A 21,422-nucleotide genomic window follows, 5' to 3' on the forward strand; every position below is an offset into this window, starting at 1 on the left:
TGCGCGCACAAGACCTGCCCATACGCCACATGGTTGAAATTTGCAATTTGCAAGCGGGTTGCGGTGGCGCCTACCAGCGCATTGTCGCAGCACCCCAGGCCAGCCCGCCGCCGATGGCCTCCATCAACAACATGTCGCCATCCTTGATCTGCCCGCGCGCCCGCGCCACCGAAAGCGCCAGCGGGATCGAGGCGGCCGAGGTGTTGCCGTGGTCCTGCACGGTCACCACAACGCGGGTCATCGGCACACCCATTTTATGGGCCGTGCGGGTGATGATGCGCAGATTGGCCTGATGCGGCACGATCCAGTCGATTTCATCGGCGGTTATGCCGGCCTTGGCCATTGCCGTTTCGCCCGATTCCGCCAGCTTGACCACCGCGTGTTTGAACACTTCCTGGCCCTGCATCCGCAGCACACCGGCCGATTGTGTTGAAGAGACGCCGCCATCGACATAAAGCAGATCGTTATAGCGGCCATCTGAATTCAGGTCGGTCGACAGGATGCCACGGTCGTTCTTGTCGCCATTGCCGGGGCGCGATTCCAGCACCAGCGCACCGGCCCCGTCGCCAAACAGCACGCAAGTGGAACGGTCGCTCCAGTCCATGATGCGGCTGAAGGTTTCAGCGCCAATGACCAGCACGCGGTGCGCCTGGCCCGATGCAATCAGCGAATTGGCCATGCCAAGCGCATAGATGAACCCGGCACAGACCGCAGCCACATCAAAGGCAAAGCCCTTTTCCATGCCGATGGCGTGCTGCACACGCGTGGCGGTCGAGGGGAAGGTTTGGTCGGGCGTGGCCGTGGCCAGCACGATCGCGTCAATATCATGGCCCGTCAGCCCGGCATCTTCCAGTGCGGCCAGCGCGGCCTTGGTGGCAAGGTCCGAGGTTTTTTCGCCGTCTGCAGCAAAATGGCGCCGTTCAATGCCCGTGCGGGTGCGAATCCACTCATCCGAGGTTTCGAGCGATTTTTCAAACTCGGCATTTTCAACCACACGCTCGGGTAGGTAATGCCCGCAGCCAACGGCCACAGCGCGATTTAATGTCATGAATTGGCCTCTTCGGCGTTTTGCGCCGTATCTTTGCCTTGTCGTGCGCCAGATGCAACCCGCGCTGCCAATCTTTCGGTAAAACCATTCTCGGTCAGCGTGAAGGCCAGCTTGATGGCGGCTGAAAACCCTGTCGCATCGGCCCGGCCGTGGCTTTTGATGACCGTGCCGTTCAGCCCCAGAAACACACCGCCATTCACGCGGCGCGGGTCGATCCTTGCCTGCAGGCGGCGCAGCGAGGTCAGCGCGAACAGCGCCCCAAGCCGCGACAGAATGGAATGGCTGAAGGCTTCTTTCAGCAATGTGCGCACCATTGCCGCGGTGCCTTCGCCAGCCTTGAGCGCGATATTGCCGGTGAACCCGTCGGTCACAATCACATTGGCGCGGCCGGTGGGCAGGTCATTGCCCTCGACATAGCCGACAAACTCGAAATCCGATGTCGGGGCGGCGGCGGTCAGCAATTCGGCAGCCTCGTGCAGCTCGGCGCGGCCCTTGTGCTGTTCGGTGCCGACATTCAGCAAGCCAACCTTCGGGCGCGCAAGCCCAAGCGCGTTGCGCGCGTATGAGGCACCCATAATGGCATATTGCAGCAGATCATCGGCATCGGCGCGGATATCGGCGCCAACATCGAGCATGACCGACTGGTAGGGCGGCTTGAGGCTGGGCCAAAGCACGCCAATGGCCGGGCGGTTCACGCCGGGGGCCTTGCGCAAGGTCAACATCGACAGCGCCATCAGCGCGCCGGTATTTCCGCAAGAGACCGCCACCGAGGCCTTGCCCTCGGCCACCGATTGCAGCGTCGCCATCATCGAGGTGCCCTTGCCATTGCGCAATGCCAATGACGGTTTCGCATCCATCGAGATGGTTTTTTCGGTATGAATGATCTCGCAGCGTTCAGCTAGTTCGGGGCGGCGTTTGAGCAGCTTTTCAAGCTCGGGCCTGTCGCCATGCACCACAAAACGGATGCGCGGGTTTACCTTGGCAGATTTGGCCATGCCGCCGATAACGGCGCGCGGGCCAAGATCGCCCCCCATTGCATCAATCGAAATGACAACAGGGGCGGTGGTCGCGGGGGTGGTCAAACTTGTGTTATCGTCGGTCATATCGGACCAACCCCGCTGAATTGTTTACGCGGCGTCTTCGTCCAGGTCGACATCGTCAACCATCGCAACGACTTCACGCGAATCATAGTGGCCGCAGGCACCACATACATGGTGGGGGCGGCGCAATTCGCCACAATTGGGGCATTCATTGGGGTTTGCCGCAACCAATGCATCATGCGAACGCCGCATCCCACGACGCGAACGGGTGATTTTACTCTTAGGAACAGCCATGTCTCGACCTCATATCAATAATCGGGGAAAGCCCCGGTATCCGGAATTGTTGGCGGCGACCTAGCAGAGCGCGCGGACAGATGCAAACCCGAACCAAACGAAACCCGGAAAATAGCGAATTTAGTGCCATGCGCAAGCCGAATTTACTGCGGCTTGCCCAGTTTATCCTTCAATGTCGCCAAAGCCGCAAACGGGTTGGGCTTCTCATCCGCCCCATCATCAGAAGAATCAGGCATATCAAGCACGGCATCTTCCTTGCGCGGATAGGGCGGCAGCGCCAGGGCCAGGGCCTCGGTGGCAATCAGGCCAAGGTCGATCACCTCGCCAAGCGGTTCCTGTGTTTCATCAAAATCGCGCTCTTCCATCGTGTCATCCATCTTTGCGGGCGGAACAAAGTGAATAAGCACTTCGGTTTCAATGCGGCTGCGCACCGGCTCCAATGTCACCACGCATTCCTGGGTTACGCTTGCGCCAAGTGTGCCGCGCAGCGCCCATTCATCACGGCGCAGGGGCGATATTTCGCCGGTAAAGCGAAATTTGCGCAGCCCCAGCAGGCCAAGCAGGGCGCGCAGGGCTTCGGCCTCGTCGGGCGTTGGCGCCTCGTCAAACCCTGTCGGATGCTTGTGGCTTAGGGCCTCAACCACACGCGGGCGGCTGAATTCGGGCCGTGAATCGGGCTTGTTATCGGCGGGCATTGGGCATTGGGCTTTCTGTTTGGCTGCGCGACGCTTGAAATTAAACAATGTAGGGGGTAGGTCAACATGAACAAGGGTTGTAACGAACAACGCGTTTCATGGGGCGATGATGGCACACCAACAGGCGGGCGGTAAACTACACAAGGCGGCACTGGTTGGCGCAACGGTGCTTTTGCTCGGGCTTTCGGGCTGTGTGCAGGTCGACTCGCACGGGTTTGTGCCGCTGGAGCCTGAACTGGCGCAAGTAGGCCCCGGCATGGCGGCCGATGATGTGCGCAGCCTGCTTGGCGCGCCTGCAACCGAAGGGTTTGGCGGCACCAACAGCTGGTATTACATCTCGACCCGGGTCGAACGCCGTGGCCCGTTGCCGCCCCGCATTGCCGAACGGCAGATTGTCGGCATTGGATTTGACAGCGCAAACCGCGTTACGCAGGTCGAGCGGCTCAGCCTTGCCGATGGCCGGCTGATCGATCTGAACAACAATATCACCATAACCGATGGCCGCCGCCTGTCTTTCTTCGAGCAACTTCTGGGCAATCTGGGCAACTTCTCGGCCGAATCATTTGTGGGCGGCAGCGGCGGATAAGCCCATTCGCCCCTTGCGCAGACCCGGGCGCTTGTTACATCTTGCATGAAAGGGCGGCACCGCCCCCGATCCAGCAGGAGCGCATCACATGCCTGGGTTCTTTCGCCAACGCTATCATGCCCGCTTTGCGGCAAGTGGTGCGGATATTGCTGCCGCGCAGGCCTTGCGCAGCCTGTGTTTCCGCGGCGATGCCAGCGCAACCGATGCCGATGGTTATGACCTTCGCTGCGCGCATGTGCTGGTTGAAGACAGCCGTAACAATGACCGGCTGGTCTGCACCTTCCGCATCCAGCATTTTGCATCTGGTCAGGATGTCGCCAAATCCTATTCGGCGCAATATTACGAGCTTTCGGCGCTTGCCGCCTATCCCGGTTCCCTTGTGGAAATGGGGCGGTTCTGCGTTGCCCCCGACATGCGCGACCCCGATATTCTGCGCAGCGCCTGGCGGATGATGGCCGATTATGTCGAGCAGAACGGTATTGAAATGCTGTTTGGCTGTTCGTCCTTCAAAGGGGCCGAGGCGGAATCGCATAAAGATGCGTTTGCCCTGCTGGCCGCGCGCCATATCGCCCCGCGCCGCTGGCTGCCGCGGGTGAAGGCGCCAAGCGTCTTTCGCTTTGCGCGCCGCCTGAAGCGGATCAAACCGGATATGGGCGCGGCCTTGCGCGCCATGCCACCCTTGCTGCGCACCTATCTTGTCATGGGCGGCTGGGTGTCGGACCATGCGGTCGTTGACCGTGATTTGAACACCATGCACGTGTTTACCGGGCTGGAAATCGGCCAGATTCCGGCTGCGCGCCGCGCGCGTTTGCGGGCATAATGCGCATTTGATGCGTATTCCAGTTGTGAAACCTGCACAAAATGCGCTAATAATCGGGAATAGCTTAACAATTACGCCAGTGCCTGCTCTCTAACCCGACCGATGGTGGAGCCAAAGTCGATGGATCGCTGGACAAACGACCCGCGCGTGGCGAAGGAAACTTCGTCGAGATTCGGGCTTGCCGTTGCTGCGGTGGGCGCTGGGGTGGTCGGGCTTGTTTTGCTGACATTCGTGCTGTTCTCATCCTCTCGCGATGCGCCGGTGTCGAATATTTCGCTGTCCGAGGCGCTGGAAACCGCGCTGGCACAGGTTGTGACCTTTCGCAGCCCGGCGTTACAGCCCGACGGGCGCGCCGCCATGCTGGTGCAAAAACGCGAAGCGGCAATGGCGCTGCGTGATCGGCTTGGCCCGCTGGCGGCACAGGAACCCGCGCTGTTCGCGCTGCTGAACGGGCGGCTGGATACGGCGCAGAAATCGGTGCGCATCGCCTCTGCGTATGATGTTGATATTGCGGCCAGCGTGGCCCGTCTGCGTATGGATTACACGCTTGCCGCCCAGTTGCTGCGCCGCGCGCTTGAACAGGGGCCGGACAATGCGCTGCAATTGCGCTTGTCGCTGGCCGATATTCTTGCCGAACAGGGCCGTGTCACCGGCGATGTCGAGCCCATGCGCGAGGCGGTTGCGCTTTATCAGGACACCATCATTCCGGGCGTTGAAGACCCCGAAGAACTGGCGCTTGTCACCAACAATCTGGGGATCGCCTTGCAGGGGCTTGCCGTGCAAACCCGCAACACCGCAATGCTGGAAGAGGCCGCAATGGCCTTTGCCGAAAGTCTGCGTATCGCGCCCGATGGGGGCGGCAGCGCCAGCACCAAGGCGAATTTGGCCTCGGTTCTGTATGATCTTGCCGTGATCGAGCCCAGCGAAACGCTGCTTGCCGCCGCCGAGACCGCGCTGCGTGACGCTGTGCAAATCGGCACAACGCCGATGATGTCGCTCTATCAGCGTCAGTTGGTATCGGTGCTGCTTTTGCAGGCGCAAAACCCGGCCCAAACCCCGCCATTTGATGAGATCGACCAGCTTTTACAGGCGGTTGTCTATGCATCGCCGCCGATACTCACGGTAAATCAGGCGGCTTCGCTTTATACGAAATTTGGCAATGTTCTGGCCCAGCACGGTGAAATTGCCGCCGATAGCGGGCTTTTGGTGCGCGCAGCCCAGGCCTATGACGCAGCCCTGTCACGGGTTGACCAGACAGCGCAACCGCTGGTTTGGGCGGGCCTGCAGGCGAATTTGGGCACTGTGAATGCGGGTCTGGCTGGCCGCAATGTCGCCGGCTACGGATATGAGCAGGCGGCCGCGGCCTTTCGCGCAGCACTTGGCACCTATTCGGCCCAGGGCGCAAGCCTGCACTGGGCGATGATTCAAAGCAATTTCGCGCTTACACTCGAGGGTGAGGCCGCCCGGCTTGGCGATGTGAACCTGCTGAACGAATCGTTGCGCCGCTATTCCGCTGCGCTGGATTTGCTCGAGGACATCGACCCGGCTATGGCGCGCCAGGTGCGGCAAAACCTGACACTGGCCGAGCTGCGCACCGTTGAAATGCAATTGCAGATGAGCAGTTCAAACTAGACGAACAGGCTAATCCGCGCCTTTGCCGCCATGCGCAACCGACCAGCCAAACGGGTCGGCGAAGAATTTGCGCACTTCGGCAATGGTTGCGGCATCAAAATAATCGCCCGCCTCGGCCAGCACATCATGCCATGTGGCAAGGTAGTGCAGGCGAATGCCCTCGGCGGCCAGCCGTTCCTGCGTGCCGGGAAATATGTCGTAAAAGAAAACCAGAGCCGTGTGGTTGCACAGCCCGCCCGCATCGCGGATGGCCTGCACGAATTTCACCTTCGAGCCGCCATCGGTGGTCATATCTTCTGCCAAAAGCACGCGCTGGCCTGGGTGCAGCACGCCTTCAACCTGGCTGTTCTTGCCGTAACCTTTGGGTTTCTTGCGCACATATTGCATGGGCAGGCCCATACGGTCGGCCATCCATGCGCCGTAAGGAATGCCGCCGGTCTCGCCACCCGCAACGGAGTCAAACGCCTCGAACCCCGCATCGCGATAGACGGTCGCAACCATGAAATCGACCAAGGCCGAGCGGATGCGCGGAAAGGAGATAAGCTCGCGGCAATCAATATAGCTGGGTGAAACCATGCCCGATGCCAGCGTATAGGGGTTTTCGGGGCGAAAGTTCACCGCCTTGATTTCCAGCAGCATCCGCGCGGTCAGGCGGGCCATTTCGGCGCGGTCGGGGAAGGTATTGGCAAACATCGGCGCACTCCTGTGTGGGAATTGCCGCCTTCATAGCAAAAGCGGCGCGCGGGGCAACGGTTTAGCCGCCCACCACCTGCCAAAAAAGCGGATGGCCGGGGTCAAACACTGTCACCGGCCCGGCGCCGGTTTCAATGCGCGCGGGGTAGGGCACGGGTTCATCCTGCTTTTGCAGGGTGATCTTGGCGGAATTGGGTGCCAGCCGGTAAAAGGCCGGGCCGTTGAGGCTGGTAAAACCTTCCAGCCTTTCAAGCGCGCCCATCTCCTCGAACACATGCGCAAGGCAGGCCAGTGTGTTGGGGGCTGAAAACACACCCGCACAGCCGCAGCCGCATTCCTTGGTGGCATCGACATGCGGCGCGCTATCGGTGCCCAGAAAGAAGCGCGCATCGCCCGAGGTTGCCGCCTTGCGCAGCGCCTCCATATGGCTGGCGCGCTTCACGATCGGCAGGCAATAGTAATGCGGGCGGATGCCGCCCACCAGCATATGGTTGCGGTTGATCATCAGGTGATGCGTGGTGATCGTGGCGGCCAGCCCGGCTTGGGCCGATTTTACATAATCCACCCCATCGGACGTGGTCACATGCTCCAGCACCACGCGCAATTCGGGCAGGCGTGCGCGCAAGGGCGCCAGAATGCGCGCGATAAACACCGCCTCACGGTCGAAAATATCAACCGCCGGGTCGGTCACCTCGCCATGCACGCATAGCGGCAGGCCGATTTCGGCCATGCGTTCCAGCACCGGCATGACCGTGTCGAAATTCGAAACGCCCGATTGCGAATTGGTCGTCGCCCCGGCAGGGTAAAGCTTGACCGCCGTGACAAGCCCCGCAGCCGCGGCGGCGGCCACATCCTCGGCCTCGGTGGTTTCGGTCAGATACAGCGTCATCAGCGGGGTGAAACCGGCCCCCTTGGGCAGGGCGGCCAGAATGCGCGCGCGGTAGGCGGCGGCATCGGCGGCGGTGCGCACGGGCGGCACAAGGTTGGGCATGATGATGGCGCGGCCAAAATGCGCGGCGGAATGCGGCAGCACGCCGTCCATCATCGCGCCATCACGCAGGTGTAAATGCCAGTCATCCGGGCGGGTCAGGGTTAGCGTGTGTGTCATGTCAAAACCTGATGTCTGATTCGGGCGCAACCTAGCACGACGACTGGCGCGCCTGAACCCGAACTGCGCGCCCAATCTTGACGTGGCGTATGCCATCACATAAACACGCCCTGTGGCGATTTGTCGGACTGGATTGCGGGCCACGTGAAATATACCGCTAAAGAGGTCGAGGCCCCGACAGGCCCCGATCGTGCCATATTTGGCCCAGATCAGAGGCCGGGGACCCCTCCGGAAAGATATATGAGTAACACCTGGAAACCGCGCACGCAGGCCGTTCACGCGGGCACGCGCCGCAGCCAATATGCCGAAACAAGCGAAGCCATCTACCTGACGCAGGGCTTTGTCTACCCCAATGCCGAGGCCGCCGAGGCGCGCTTTGTCAAAAGCGGCGCGGATGAGTTCATCTATGCCCGCTATGGCAACCCGACCGTGGCAATGTTCGAGGACCGTATCGCCGCGCTTGAAGGTGCCGAGGCGGCCTTTGCAACGGCTTCGGGCATGGCGGCGGTCAACGGCGCGCTGTTTTCACTGCTCAAGGCGGGCGACCATATGGTTTCGGCCCGTGCGCTGTTCGGCTCGTGCCTTTACATTGCCGAAACGCTTTTGCCTGCATTCGGTGTGGAAGTGACCTTTGTCGATGGCACGGATCTGGAGGCATGGCAGGGGGCCATCCGCCCGAACACCAAGGTGCTGTTCCTGGAGGCCATGTCGAACCCGACGCTGGAAATCATTGATATTGCAGGTGTTTCCAAAATTTCCCGCGCCGCCGGGGCAACATTGGTGGTTGATAACGTATTTGCCACACCTGTGCTGCAACGCAGCCTCGAACTGGGTGCCGATGTCGTGGTCTATTCGGCCACAAAGCACATAGACGGGCAGGGCCGCTGCCTGGGCGGGGTGGTGCTTGGTGCGCGCGACTTTGTGCGCGGTGCGCTTGAAACCTATCTCAAACATACCGGCGGCGCGCTGTCGCCCTTCAATGCCTGGGTCATGCTCAAAGGCCTGGAAACGCTCGACCTTCGGGTGCGGGCACAGGCGGCAAGCGCAACCTATCTGGCCGAAAAGCTTGCCGGCCATCCGGGGCTGGCGCGCATGTTGTTCCCCGGCCATGCCAGCCATCCCCAGCATGATCTGGCCATGCGCCAGATGGTTGCGGGCGGCACGGTGCTGGCGCTGGATGTGCAGGGCGGCAAGGCGGGGGCATTTGCGTTTCTCAACGCGCTCAACGTGGCGCTGATTTCCAACAATCTTGGTGATTCCAAATCGCTTGTGACCCATCCGGCCACCACAACCCACCAGCGGCTTTCGCCCGAGGCACGGGCCAGTCTGGGCATTACCGATGGTCTGGTGCGGTTTTCCGTCGGGCTGGAAGATGCCGATGACCTGCTTTCCGACATTTTATCGGCGCTCGAATCCCTGAAACTCCGCTAAATCGCGCGATTTTAACGGAATATTAACCCCGAAACCCCCTTTCTGAGATTTGGGTTTTGGCAAATCTGGGCTATCATACCTGTCCGAGCAGACTATCGGCAGGGCTTGAAGCTGTGCCAAAGCACCTTAATTATTGCCTGCTGGGCGAGAGTGGGGGCTCTATGAATACGTTTCATCAAGATATTGTTGCCGATTTGGCCAGTGACACCACCGATGACCGGCCAAGCGATGCGGCCGCGGCTGAAGCCTTGCAGCTTTTGCGCCGCTGGGCTGCGCCTTCAGACATGATGGCCTTTGCCGAGCGCAACCCGGAAACCGCGGCGATGATTCTCGCCGAGGGTCGCGACAAGGCCTATCCGAACCTGTCGCGCGAATACCCCTCAAAATTTGCGGTCGATGCAGGCTATATCAAAACCCTGCCCGATTTGCAGAACGGCCCATCAAGCCTGATCAAGGGCGCGCGCTCGTCCATCCAGCATGTCGGGATTTCGAATTTCCGCCTGCCCATTCGCTATAACATGCGTGATAACGGCCCGCTGACACTGGAAACCGCTGTCACCGGCACCGTGTCGCTTGAAGCCGAGAAGAAGGGCATCAATATGAGCCGCATCATGCGCTCATTCTACAAACATGCCGAAAAAACCTTCAGCTACGAGGTGATGGCGGCGGCGCTCGATGACTACAAGGCCGATCTTGAAAGCTTTGATGCCCGCATTCAAATGCGCCTCTCTTTCCCGATGAAACGCAATTCGCTCCGCTCGGGGTTGGAAGGCTACCAATATTACAAGATTGCGCTGGAAATGCTATGTCAGGCAGGGGTAAAGCGCAAGATTGCGCATGTGGACTATGTCTATTCCTCCACCTGCCCCTGCTCGCTGGAGCTATCGGAACATGCGCGCCAAAGCCGCGGGCAATTGGCCACCCCGCATTCGCAACGTTCGGTTGCCCGCATTTCGGTTGAAATTCTGCCCGGTGAATGCCTGTGGTTTGAAGACCTGATCGATATGTGCAACAGCGCCGTGCCGACCGAAACGCAGGTCATGGTCAAGCGCGAAGATGAGCAGGCCTTTGCCGAACTCAATGCCGCAAACCCGATTTTTGTGGAAGATGCTGCGCGCCTGTTCTGCGAAGCCTTGCAGGATGATCCGCGCATCGGCGATTTTCGCATTGTTGCCAGCCATCAGGAAAGCCTGCATTCGCATGATGCGATTTCGGTGCTGACCCGGGGTGAAACCTTTGCGCAGGCCAGCTTTGACCCCAATCTTTTTGCAACGCTTTATCATGTCGGCTAGCCCGATGGCTTGACACACCGCTTGGCGCCATTCAAGGCTTGCGCCCATGTTTGCAATGCGCCCAGTCGGATATGTCATTGGCCTTTTGGTAACGGCGCTGGGCCTGACCATGCTCGTGCCGATGGCAGCAGACTGGCTTGACGGGAACGGGCGCGAAAGCACCTTTGCCTCGGTTGCGCTGGTCACGGTGCTGATCGGCGCTGTCACCTCGCTGGCTTGCGCCAATGCCCGCACTGGCGGGCTTTCGGTGCAACAAACCTTTCTGCTGACGGTGCTAAGCTGGCTGGTCTTGCCGATTTTCGGCGCCTTGCCCTTTTGGTTTGGCGCCCCGAACGCCACCTTTACCGATGCGTTTTTCGAGGCGATGTCAGGCATGACGACAACAGGCTCGACCGTGTTCACGGGGCTTGATGACATGCCGGTTGGCACATTGCTCTGGCGCTCCATGCTGCAATGGTTCGGCGGGGTCGGCATTATCGTTGTCGCAATGGCCTTCCTGCCCACGCTGCGTGTTGGCGGTATGCAGGTTTTCCGCAGCGAAGCCTTTGATACGATGGGCAAAATCCTGCCCCGTGCCGCCGAAATTGCCGGGCGGATCGGCGTGATCTACCTGGCCCTTACGGCGGCCTGTTTCATTGCGTATCTGGCGGTGGGCATGGGGGCTTTCGATGCGCTGATCCACACGCTCACCACCGTATCAACCGGGGGGTTTTCCAACCGCGATATCAGCTTTGCAGCCTTTCAGGGTGCGCCGGAATATGTTGCCTCGGTCTTCATGATCCTCTCCAGCCTGCCCTTTGTGCGCTATGTGCAGATTATCGCCGGCACGGCCCGCCCCTTGCTGCGCGACACACAGGTCCATGCCTTTCTGGCGCTGGTGTTTTTGCTGGTCGTGCTTACCGGCGGCTATCGCATGGTGGTCGATGGAGACCTGCTTGAACCCGCATTTCGTGAAGGTGTGTTCAATGTCACCTCGATCATGTCGGGCACCGGCTATGCCAGCACCGACTATCAGGCCTGGGGCGCTTTCCCCTCGGTCCTGTTCTTCATGATGGGTCTGATTGGCGGCTGTGCGGGCTCGACCTGTTGCGCCATCAAGATTTTCCGCTTTCAGATATTGTTTTCCGCCATTGGCACGCAAATCCGCCGCATCAACCACCCGTCCGGCATTTTCCACCCAAGGTTTGACGGCCGCCCGATCGACCATGATGCGCTGTCCTCCGTGATGGCCTTTTTCACAATGTTCATGCTCTCGCTCGGGGTGCTGGCCGCCATGCTTGGCGCGATGGGCCTGTCGCCCATCACCGCGATTTCGGGCGCGGCCACGGCTCTTGCCAATATCGGCCCAGGTCTGGGGCCGGAAATTGGCCCTTCGGGCAATTTTGCCGGTCTGCCGGATGGCGCAAAATGGCTGCTCAGCGCCGCCATGCTGATCGGCCGGCTCGAACTGATGTCGGTCTATGTTCTGTTCACCTTTGTTTTCTGGAGACGCTGATGCAGCCCTTGGGTGTTGAAATTTCCCGCGCGCTGGCCGCGCGTGGCGTCGAGGTCATTTTCGGCATTCCCGGCGTGCATAATGTTGAACTGTATCGCGGCATAATCGAAGCGGGCATCACCCATATCCTTGCCCGCCACGAGGGGGGCGCCGGCTTCATGGCCGATGGCTATGCCCGTGCGTCCGGCAAGCCCGGCGTCATCTATATCATCACCGGCCCCGGCGTGACCAATGCGCTCACCCCGCTTGGCCAGGCCTATTCCGATTCGGTTCCGGTGCTGGCGGTTGCGTCCTGCCTTGATACCGCCGATCTCGACCAGGGCCGTGGCCGCCTGCATGATATGATCAGCCAGCTGGGTGCGGCGCAATCGGTTGTGGAACTGGCCGGCACGGGCCTTGACGGGCCATCGACCTTCGAGCTTGTCGACCGCGCGCTTGCCGGTTTCGCCACCAACCGCCCGCGCCCCGCCCTGGTGCAGGTGCCAATCAATGTTCTGGGTGCTTTGGCCGCCGAAGCCCCGCCGCCCGTCGCCCCGCCCGCCAGGCCAAAAGCCTCGGATGCCGATATTGCGACCGTCGCGCAACTCGTTGAAAACGCGCGCAAACCGCTGCTTATCCTTGGCGGCGGCGCGCGCAATGCTGCCGCCCCGCTGCGTGAACTGGTCACGCGGCAAAATCTGGCCGTGCTGCCCAGCTATGCCGGGCGCGGCATCATCCCCGATGATCACCCCAACAGCTTTGGGGCAATGGTTTACGGCGCGCCGAGCGCGGCGCTCATCGGGTCTGCCGATCTGGTCATCGCCATCGGCACCGAGCTTGGCGAAACCGATTTCGGGCGCGCCACACTTGGCCACCGCGCCCCATTGGTGCGGGTCGATCTCGATGCGCGCGCCCTGGCCGACCGCCACCGCGCCAGCCACCCCATCCGCGCCGATGCCAACAGCTTCGCAACCCAGCTCAACGCCGCCTTGCCAAATACGGGCAGCACCGATTGGTCGACCAGCGCCATTGCACGCCGCCGCAAGGCCGGGCGCGTCGCCGCCGAAACCTATCCCGGTTTACAGCCCGTCATCGATGCGTTGCGCAAAGCCTTGCCAGAGACCGCCACAATATTCTCGGACATGACCCAAATCGCCTATCAGGCAAAGGTCACATGGCCGATGACCGCCCCGAACCGCTGGTTCCACCCTTCCGGCTTTGGCTGCCTTGGCTATGCACTCCCCGCCGCCATCGGCGGCAAGGTCGCGCTTGGCCGCGCAGCGCCTGTCATCGCCCTGGCAGGCGATTACGGGTTTCAATACACTTTGCAGGAACTCGCAACCGCGGTCGAACTCGGCCTCAACCTGCCGATCATCCTGTGGGACAATGCCCGCCTCAAGGAAATCGAAGACTATATGGTGCAAAACCAGATCGCACCGAACGCGGTTGTGGCGAAAAACCCAGACTTTATCGCACTTGCCCGCGCCTATGGCGCCAATGCCAGCCAGCCCGAAACGCCCGCCGACCTTTCAAAGGCAATCGAAACAGCACTCGGCGCAACCACGCCAACCCTGATCCGCCTCACCCCGGATTTTCGCCCCTGACCCCATCTTTTGCTCATAAATATCCCACGGGGGTCCGGGGGTGTGAAACCCCCGGCTAACAGCATCGGGTCCGGGGGTGTAATCCCCCGCCAGGCCGCCGCCGCCAGGCCGCGCTCAGTCCTCCATCGCCTCCAATTCGTCGATCATCCCCTCGATCATCGACAGGCCCTTGTCCCAGAATGCCGGGTCGCTCGCATCCAGCCCGAACGGCGCCAGCAATGCGCTATGGTGCTTGCTGCCACCCGCCTTGAGCATCTCGAAATACTTGTCCTGAAACCCGGTTTTGCCCGCCTTCATATCCTCGGCATAAACCGCGTAAAGCGCGTTCACCAACCCGTCGCCAAATGCATAGGCGTAAACATAGAACGGCGAATGGATGAAATGCGGAATATAGGCCCAGAAAGTCTCGTAACCCTCCATGAAGTTGAACACCGGCCCCAGGCTTTCGCCCTGCACCGACATCCACAGCGCGTTGATGTCATCAGGCGTCAGCTCGCCATCGGCGCGGGCCGCATGAAGCTTGCATTCAAAATCGTAAAACGCAATCTGGCGCACGACGGTGTTGATCATATCCTCAACCTTGCCCGCCAACAGCCGTTTGCGCATGGCCTTGTCCCTGGCACCCGCCAGCAGCTTTTGAAAGGTCAGCATCTCGCCGAACACACTGGCGGTTTCAGCCAGGGTCAGCGGGGTTGATGACAGCATCTCGCCCTGCGGTGCCGCCAGCAGCTGATGCACACCGTGGCCAAGCTCATGCGCCAGCGTCATCACATCGCGCGGCTTGCCAAGATAGTTGAGCAGCAGATACGGATGCACATCAGTCACTGTCGGGTGGGCAAAGGCCCCGGGCGATTTTCCCGGCTTCACAGCGGCGTCGATCCAGCCATTGCCAAAGAATTTGCCGCCAAGTGCTGCCAGGCGCGGATCAAACGCACCATAGGCCTCCAGCACCGTGTCGCGCGCCTCGTTCCAGCCGATCAGGCGGTCATCCTCCTGGGGCAGCGGTGCATTGCGGTCCCAAACCTCCAGCGCATCCAGCCCCAGCCATTTGGCCTTCAGCGCATAGTAACGATGGCTCAGCCGCGGATAGGCTGCCACAACCGCATTGCGCAGCGCCTCCACAACCGCGGGCTCAACATCATTGGCCAAATGCCGCCCGGTCTGCGGGGTTGGCATTTTGCGCCATTTGTCATGCACGGCCTTTTCCTTGGCCAGCGTGTTGGTGATGCGCGCAAACAGGCTGATCTTCTCGCCAAATACCTTCGCCAGCGCCCGCGCACCCGACTCGCGGCGCGCACGGTCATTGTCTGTCAGCAGGTTCAATGTCGCCTCAAGCGACATGGTCTCGCCATCAACCTCAAATTCCAGCCCGGCCATCGTCTCGTCAAACAGCCGGTTCCAGGCCGCCGCCCCGGTGACCGAGGCATCGTGCAGGAACTTCTCCAGCTCATCGCTCAGCTGATGCGGGCGCATGGCGCGCATCCGGTCAAACACCGGCTTGTAGCGCGCAACCTCGGCACTGGCCGCATACCAGGCGTCAAACACCGCATCCTCAAGCCGGTTCAACTCAAGGTCAAAAAACACAACCGCCGCAGTCGCATCGGTAATCTGCGCCTGCACATCCGACAGGAACTTGGCACGCCCCGCATCGGTGGTGTTCTGGTAGTAAGACAGGCCCGCAAAGGAAAATACCCGCCCGATTTTGCCGCTCAGCACCTCGTTGCGCGCAATACAGCGGGCAAATTCATCGGCGCTCAACCCGCCGAGCCTGCCTTCATAATCCACCGCAAAAGCCGCCGTTTCGCGCGCAATGAATGCCATATCGGCCTTGATCTCGTCGCTTTCAGCACCGGGGTAAAGATCGCTCAAATCCCATTCGGGCAGGGGGCCAAGGTTGTCCGGGGCAGAACCTGCCTCCGCCGCATCAAATTTCCGCATAAAGTCCCTTTCTGTGTCTGGGGAAATATGGCCATCCCAACCCTGAATTCCAACCCATCTTTTGCTCATAAATATCCCACGGGGGTCCGGGGGTGTGAAACCCCCGGCTAACAGCATCGGGTCCGGGGGTGTGAAACCCCCGGCTAACAGCATCGGGTCCGGGGGTGTGAAACCCCCGGCGACCGCCCGTCAGGGCAATTCAAGATCAACCGAAACCGGAAAGTGGTCCGAAGCGGCCAGCAAGGCCAGACGCATCGCATCATCATCAAAGCAGTCCGGGTCATCAAACGGGTGCCAGATACGCCATGCCGCAGCGCCGCGTTCTGCCAGACCGGGCGAAAGCATCACATAATCCAGCAAGGCATTCAGATAACGCCTGTAGGGCTTTGAATAAAAACGCGCGGTCGACAGCGACCAGCCCTGCCGCGGGTCCAGCCAGATCCGGGCATGGGGCTCACGCAATTGCCGATCCTCAGGCGCATCCATCCCCAGGACAACCTCAACACCAGACCGCCCGAACAGTCTTTCATAGCCATCCAGCCCCGGCCCGTCGTTGAAATCACCCAGCACGATCAGGTCATCCCCGTCGCGCAAATGGTCCTCAACCCGCTGGCGCAGCCACACGCATTGCGCAAGCTGCTTGCGGCGATTGGCAATCGAAATCGCCAGTTCCTCGGCCTCGTTTTTCGCCCCGTGCGGGGCTTTTGATTTGGTATGCACCCCGATCAGCCGCAGCGCCTTGCCACCCGCCGCCAGCCTGATTTCCATTTCAACCGGCGGCTTGGAAAATATATGCACATCCGGCTGACCGTCGACATCCACATCCAGCCGAAACTGCGTATCAAAACGCGGCGCATGAACGGCGCGCGCAGCATCCCCCGGCACCCCGCGCGGATCGTGGCGCAGCGAAAGCGTGTCGGGGTCATACATGACCGCCAGTTCCTGATGCGTGTCATTGGCAAAACCAATCGCCGCCGCCGACTGCCGCAAGCCAAAGGCGGCAGCGAAATTCTTCAGCGCCCGCACGGTCGATTGCCGTTTTCCGGTGTTCGGAGCCTCCACAACAAGCAGCAGATCGGCATCTAGCCGGCGCAGCACCCTGGCAATCGCCGCACCCTGTTCAGCGCGCGTGACCTTGTAGCGCGCCGACCAGTCATCATCGAGCCTGAGCGCCGAGCGCCCGTCAAACAGATTGCCGAACCACTCGATATTCCAGGTTGCCACCCGCAGGCTCATGCCAGCGCGCCCATGCGCTGCTGCACCTCTTCCCAGGCGCGGTTGATCGTGGCCAGCCGCGTATTGGCCAGCGCAACCGCCTCTTCGGGCAGGCCCTTGGCGATCATCGCATCGGGGTGGTTTTCGCGCACCAACCGCCGATAGATCTTGCGAATTTCCGCCAGATCGGCCCCATCGGGCGCGCCAAGCACCGAAAGCGGGTCGGGCTCGGCCCCCGGCACATAGCGTGCGCGCAGGCAGGCAAACAGCTTTTCGCCCAGCCCGAAAATCCGCGCGACTTCGGCAATGAATTCATCTTCGGCCGGGTCATATTCGCCATCGGCCATTGCCATATGGAACAGCCCTTCCACCAGCGTGGTCAGCAATTCGGCACCGGGGCCGAACATGCGGGCAATCTTGCGGGCGTAAACATCGAACCCGGCAACATCCTGCCGCGCCAGGTTGAACACGCGCGCCGCTTGCGCCTCATCAGCGGCAGAAATCTGAAAAACCTCACGAAAGGCAACCACCTCATCGCGCGTCACATGCCCGTCGGCCTTGGCCATTTTCGCCCCAAGCGCAATTACCGCAATGGTGAATGCGACCGATTTTTCAGGCGGTGTGCGGCCAAAATCGAACAGGCTGGCAAGCGATTCACCGCTGGCCAGTGCGCGCAATGCTTCGGTTATGCGGGCCCAGATCGACATATCCCCAGCCTATCACCTTGGCCCGCAAGCGCCAGCGGCTTTGCAAAAACTTTTCGCGATTTGCCCGTTATCGCAACAGCGGCGTTACAGCGATTGCACCCGCCCCTTCGCGCGGCTACCAATGCCCAAGCGATTGGAAAGGGCAAGGCAATGTGGGATTTCTGGATAGACCGAGGCGGCACATTTACCGATATCGTCGCGCGCGATCGTGAAGGCGCGCTGCACACCGCCAAGCTGCTTTCGGAAAACCCCGAACTTTATGTTGATGCCGCCTTGCACGGCATTCGCCGGTTTCTCGGGCTGAACCCCGATGCGCCCATTCCGGCGGCGCGCGTGAATTCCGTGAAAATGGGCACGACGGTGGCCACCAATGCCCTGTTGGAGCGCAAGGGCGAGCCGCTGGTGCTGATCGCCACGCGCGGGCTGGGCCAGCAGTTGCGCCTGGCCTATCAGAACCGCCCCAACCTGTTTGACCGGCATATCATTTTGCCCGAAATGCTCTATTCCCGCGTGATCGAGGCCGATGAACGCCTCCGCGCCGATGGCACGGTCGAGCGCCCATTGGATGAGGATGATCTGAAGGCGCAGCTCAAAGCCGCGCGCAGCGCCGGCCTTGCCGCCTGTGCAATCGTCTTTGTGCATGGCTATCGCTATCACGACCATGAGGCGCGTGCCGCCGAACTGGCCCGCGAGGCCGGGTTCACGCAAGTCTCGGTCAGCCACCGGGTCAGCCCGCTGATGAAAATGGTCAGCCGGGGCGATACCACCGTGGTCGACGCCTATCTTACCCCCATTCTGCGCCGCTATATCGACCGTGTCGCCGCCGCCTTTGAAGGCGATATGACCGGCAAGCTGATGTTCATGCAATCCTCGGGCGGGCTGACCGACGCGCATAAGTTTCAGGGGAAAGACGCCATTCTCTCCGGCCCCGCCGGTGGCGTTGTCGGCGCGGTGCGCACGGCTGAAATTGCGGGCGAGGGCAGGATCATCGGCTTTGACATGGGCGGCACAAGCACCGATGTCTGCCATTACGCGGGTGCTTTCGAGCGCGTTCTCAACACCAATGTTGCAGGCGTGCGGATTACCGCGCCGATGATGAATATCCACACGGTGGCCGCTGGTGGCGGCTCGTTGCTGGCCTATGATGGCAGCCGGATGCGCGTTGGCCCTGAAAGTGCCGGCGCCAATCCCGGCCCGGCGGCTTATGGGCGCGGCGGGCCGCTGGCCGTGTCCGATGCCAATGTGCTGACAGGCCGGTTGCGCCCCGAGTTTTTCCCCGCCATCTTTGGCCCCAATGGCGATTCGCCGCTGGATGTGGCGGCCACCCGCGCCAAATTCGCCACGCTTGCCGCCGAAATCGGCAAACCTGCCGAAGAACTGGCCGAGGGTTACTTGCGTATTGCCAGCGAGAATATGGCCAATGCCATCAAGAAAATTTCGGTGCAGCGCGGCTATGATGTTTCGAACTACGCGCTGGCGGTGTTTGGCGGGGCCGGGGCGCAGTTTGCCTGCGCCATTGCCGACACGCTGGGCATGAAACGCGCGCTCATCCATCCAATGGCCAGCCTGCTTTCGGCCTATGGCATGGGCCTTGCCGATATTCGCGCCGCCCGTGTTCAGGCGATGGAGGCCGAGCTATCCGACACCACCCGCCTGGAGGCGGCTGCAATTCTCGACACGTTATCAATGGCTTCCTGGCAGGAGGTGGCCGATCAGGGCGTGGCCGAGGCGGATATCTGCGAGCATATGCAACTGCATCTGAAGGTGAAAGGCACCGATACCGCGCTGCCCGTCGCCTTTGCCGACGAGGCGGCGATGCGCGCCGATTTTGCTGCCGCCCACAAGGCGCGTTTCGGCTTTGAGCCGGGCGACAAGCCGCTGATCATCGAGGCGGTGAGCGTGGAGAGCATCGGCCATGCAACCGACCTGTCCGAGCCGGAACAGCCACGGCAATCGCGCGATGAATCCGCCTATGAAACCGCGCTGATCGCCCCGGTCTATATGGCGGGCGCATGGCAGGAGTCGCGCTTTGTGAAACGCGAAAGCCTTCGCTGCGGCGACAGGCTGACCGGCCCCGCCGTGCTGGTCGAGCGCCATACCGCCATTGTGATCGAACCCGGCTGGCAGGCCGAGGTTACACCGCATGACCATGTCATGCTGCGCCGCATCGCGGCCATTTCGCGCGACCATGCGCTTGGCACCAAGGCCGATCCGGTCATGCTGGAGGTGTTCAACAACCTTTATATGTCGATCGCCGAACAGATGGGCGCTGTGCTGGAAAATACCGCCGCCTCTGTGACCATCAAGGAACGGCTCGATTTTTCCTGTGCGGTGTTTGATGCGGCAGGCGACCTCATCGCCAATGCCCCGCATATGCCGGTGCATCTTGGCAGCATGGGCGCCTCTGTCAAAACTGTCATCGCGCAGAACCCCGGCATGAAACCCGGCGATGTCTTCGTGCTGAACGCGCCCTATAATGGCGGCACGCATCTGCCCGATATCACCGTTGTCACCCCGGTTTGGGATGATGCGGGCGCAAGCGTGCTGTTTTACACCTCGGCCCGGGGCCACCATACCGATGTTGGCGGTCTCACCCCCGGTTCCATGCCGCCCGACAGCCGCGATATTCATGACGAGGGTGCCTATATCGACAACTGGAAGCTGGTCGATCAGGGCCGCTTGCGCGAGGATGAAACCCGCAATCTGCTGCTGGGCGCCAAGCACCCGGTGCGCGCGGTCGATATCAACATGGCCGATCTGCGCGCGCAGGTGGCATCATGCGAGAAGGGCGCGCAGGAATTGCGCAAAATGGTAGGCCAGTTCGGGTTGGACGTGGTGCAGGCCTATATGCGCCATGTGCAGGACAATGCCGAAGAATGCGTGCGCCGCGCCATTGAAAGCCTGAAAGACGCCGAAATAACCTATAAGATGGACCCGGATTTTGACGGCAATCCGCGCCAGATTTCGGTTAAAGTGCGGGTGGATCAGGCCGCGCGTTCGGCGGTGATCGACTTTACCGGCACCACCGGCCAGTTGGCGACCAACTACAACGCGCCAGAACCTGTAACCCGCGCCGCCGTGCTTTATGTCTTCCGCCTGCTTGTGGCCGACAATATCCCCATGAATGAAGGGGTGATGAAGCCGCTTGAAGTGATTTTGCCGCCCGGCACGATGCTGTCGCCGCGCTACCCGGCGGCGGTGATTGCCGGGAATGTGGAAACCTCGCAGGCCGTGACCTCGGCGCTGTTGCTGGCGCTGGGCGTGCAGGCGGCGGCGCAATCGACCATGAACAACACCACATGGGGCGATGCGAAATACCAGTATTATGAAACCGTTTGTGGCGGCTCTGGCGCCGGCTGGGCGGTGGATGGCACGGGGCATGACGGCACATCCGGCGTGCATACCCATATGACCAATTCCCGCCTGACCGACCCGGAGGTGCTGGAATGGCGCTATCCTGTTGTGCTGGACGAGTTTTCAATCCGCGAAGGCTCGGGCGGGGCGGGGCGCTTTAGGGGCGGCGATGGCACCACGCGGCGCATCCGGTTTTTGGAACCGATGACGCTGGCCATCCTGTCGGGCCACCGCATCGTGCCACCGCCGGGGCTGGATGGCGGCGCGCCCGGCGGGCTTGGCCGCTCGCAGATAATCCGCGCCGATGGCACGGTCGATGAGTTGCGTTCAGCCGATAAAACCGAGTTGCAGGCAGGCGATACATGGTGGCTGGAAACGCCGGGTGGTGGTGGCTGCGGGGTGTAGGCGGACAACGCTGCGATAGCCGCGCATTGCAGGGCCGCGGAGCGGCGATCTGAGGGTGGGGCAACGCAGTTTATGGTTCAACCCCG

At 61.2% G+C, this 21,422-nt stretch carries 16 protein-coding genes, 1 pseudogene and 1 riboswitch; of the genes and pseudogenes, 8 read left to right on the plus strand and 9 right to left on the minus strand.

Annotated features, from left to right (window positions below):
- Positions 1 to 70: 70 nt before the first annotated feature.
- The 4 genes from LGT41_RS09505 to LGT41_RS09520 form a co-directional block, all read right to left on the minus strand.
- Positions 71 to 1,048, minus strand: a complete 978-nt coding sequence (locus LGT41_RS09505; protein WP_274126640.1) for a beta-ketoacyl-ACP synthase III — start codon at positions 1,046 to 1,048, stop codon at positions 71 to 73.
- Positions 1,045 to 2,151: a phosphate acyltransferase PlsX gene (gene plsX / locus LGT41_RS09510; protein WP_274126641.1), complete on the minus strand. Its 1,107-nt coding sequence runs from the start codon at positions 2,149 to 2,151 to the stop codon at positions 1,045 to 1,047. The genes LGT41_RS09505 and plsX overlap by 4 nt, the downstream gene beginning before the upstream one ends.
- A 24-nt stretch (positions 2,152 to 2,175) precedes the next feature.
- The gene (gene rpmF / locus LGT41_RS09515) at positions 2,176 to 2,382 is read right to left on the minus strand and encodes a 50S ribosomal protein L32 (RefSeq protein WP_274126642.1); all 207 of its coding nucleotides are present in this window, start codon (positions 2,380 to 2,382) and stop codon (positions 2,176 to 2,178) included.
- A gap of 143 nt (positions 2,383 to 2,525) precedes the next feature.
- Complete coding sequence (locus LGT41_RS09520) at positions 2,526 to 3,077, minus strand: YceD family protein (RefSeq protein WP_274126643.1); 552 nt, start codon at positions 3,075 to 3,077, stop codon at positions 2,526 to 2,528.
- 106 nt (positions 3,078 to 3,183) lie between these two features.
- Between LGT41_RS09520 and LGT41_RS09525 the strand changes: the two genes are divergently transcribed.
- The 3 genes from LGT41_RS09525 to LGT41_RS09535 all read left to right on the plus strand — a co-directional run bounded on the left by LGT41_RS09525 (position 3,184) and on the right by LGT41_RS09535 (position 6,115).
- Positions 3,184 to 3,663 (plus strand): outer membrane protein assembly factor BamE, encoded by a 480-nt coding sequence (locus LGT41_RS09525; RefSeq protein WP_274126644.1) that lies wholly within the window; start codon positions 3,184 to 3,186, stop codon positions 3,661 to 3,663.
- Positions 3,664 to 3,751: 88 nt separating this feature from the next.
- Complete coding sequence (locus LGT41_RS09530; protein WP_274126645.1) at positions 3,752 to 4,483, plus strand: GNAT family N-acetyltransferase; 732 nt, start codon at positions 3,752 to 3,754, stop codon at positions 4,481 to 4,483.
- 120 nt (positions 4,484 to 4,603) lie between these two features.
- Positions 4,604 to 6,115, plus strand: coding sequence for a tetratricopeptide repeat protein (locus LGT41_RS09535; RefSeq protein WP_274126646.1), 1,512 nt, complete (start codon positions 4,604 to 4,606; stop codon positions 6,113 to 6,115).
- A 9-nt stretch (positions 6,116 to 6,124) separates the two neighbouring features.
- Here LGT41_RS09535 and LGT41_RS09540 read toward each other — a convergent pair whose 3' ends face one another.
- Positions 6,125 to 6,808, minus strand: coding sequence for an orotate phosphoribosyltransferase (locus LGT41_RS09540; protein ID WP_274126647.1), 684 nt, complete (start codon positions 6,806 to 6,808; stop codon positions 6,125 to 6,127).
- Between the two features lie 61 nt (positions 6,809 to 6,869).
- Positions 6,870 to 7,916 carry a dihydroorotase gene (gene pyrC, locus LGT41_RS09545; protein WP_274126648.1) on the minus strand — a complete coding sequence of 349 codons (1,047 nt, stop codon included), beginning with the start codon at positions 7,914 to 7,916 and terminating at the stop codon, positions 6,870 to 6,872.
- 102 nt (positions 7,917 to 8,018) lie between these two features.
- Positions 8,019 to 8,098, plus strand: a riboswitch (SAM riboswitch).
- Positions 8,099 to 8,156: 58 nt separating this feature from the next.
- Here pyrC and metZ point away from each other — a divergent pair.
- From metZ to LGT41_RS09565, 4 genes and pseudogenes are all read left to right on the plus strand, one after another.
- Complete coding sequence (gene metZ / locus LGT41_RS09550) at positions 8,157 to 9,347, plus strand: O-succinylhomoserine sulfhydrylase (protein WP_274126649.1); 1,191 nt, start codon at positions 8,157 to 8,159, stop codon at positions 9,345 to 9,347.
- A gap of 353 nt (positions 9,348 to 9,700) precedes the next feature.
- A pseudogene (folE2, locus tag LGT41_RS09555) lies at positions 9,701 to 10,639 on the plus strand (GTP cyclohydrolase FolE2); the annotation flags it as partial.
- Positions 10,640 to 10,685: 46 nt separating this feature from the next.
- On the plus strand, positions 10,686 to 12,134 hold the full coding sequence (locus tag LGT41_RS09560; RefSeq protein ID WP_274126651.1) for a TrkH family potassium uptake protein: 1,449 nt from the start codon (positions 10,686 to 10,688) through the stop codon (positions 12,132 to 12,134).
- Complete coding sequence (locus tag LGT41_RS09565; RefSeq protein ID WP_274126652.1) at positions 12,134 to 13,717, plus strand: 5-guanidino-2-oxopentanoate decarboxylase; 1,584 nt, start codon at positions 12,134 to 12,136, stop codon at positions 13,715 to 13,717. The genes LGT41_RS09560 and LGT41_RS09565 overlap by 1 nt, the downstream gene beginning before the upstream one ends.
- 114 nt (positions 13,718 to 13,831) lie before the next feature.
- On the opposite strand, the gene LGT41_RS09570 is transcribed toward LGT41_RS09565, so the two are convergent.
- From LGT41_RS09570 to LGT41_RS09580, 3 genes are all read right to left on the minus strand, one after another.
- The gene (locus tag LGT41_RS09570) at positions 13,832 to 15,655 is read right to left on the minus strand and encodes a M3 family oligoendopeptidase (RefSeq protein ID WP_274126653.1); all 1,824 of its coding nucleotides are present in this window, start codon (positions 15,653 to 15,655) and stop codon (positions 13,832 to 13,834) included.
- A gap of 189 nt (positions 15,656 to 15,844) precedes the next feature.
- A complete protein-coding gene (locus tag LGT41_RS09575) occupies positions 15,845 to 16,891 on the minus strand; it encodes an endonuclease/exonuclease/phosphatase family protein (RefSeq protein WP_337993007.1) in 1,047 nt (348 codons plus the stop codon).
- Positions 16,888 to 17,577, minus strand: a complete 690-nt coding sequence (locus LGT41_RS09580; RefSeq protein ID WP_274126654.1) for a molecular chaperone DjiA — start codon at positions 17,575 to 17,577, stop codon at positions 16,888 to 16,890. Before LGT41_RS09580 ends, LGT41_RS09575 begins: the two co-directional genes overlap by 4 nt.
- 150 nt (positions 17,578 to 17,727) lie before the next feature.
- On the opposite strand from LGT41_RS09580, the gene LGT41_RS09585 reads away from it, so the two are divergent.
- Positions 17,728 to 21,336 carry a hydantoinase B/oxoprolinase family protein gene (locus tag LGT41_RS09585; RefSeq protein WP_274126655.1) on the plus strand — a complete coding sequence of 1,203 codons (3,609 nt, stop codon included), beginning with the start codon at positions 17,728 to 17,730 and terminating at the stop codon, positions 21,334 to 21,336.
- Positions 21,337 to 21,422: the final 86 nt, after the last annotated feature.

It is taken from the genome of Abyssibius alkaniclasticus, assembly GCF_020447305.1.
GTDB lineage: Bacteria > Pseudomonadota > Alphaproteobacteria > Rhodobacterales > Rhodobacteraceae > Abyssibius > Abyssibius alkaniclasticus.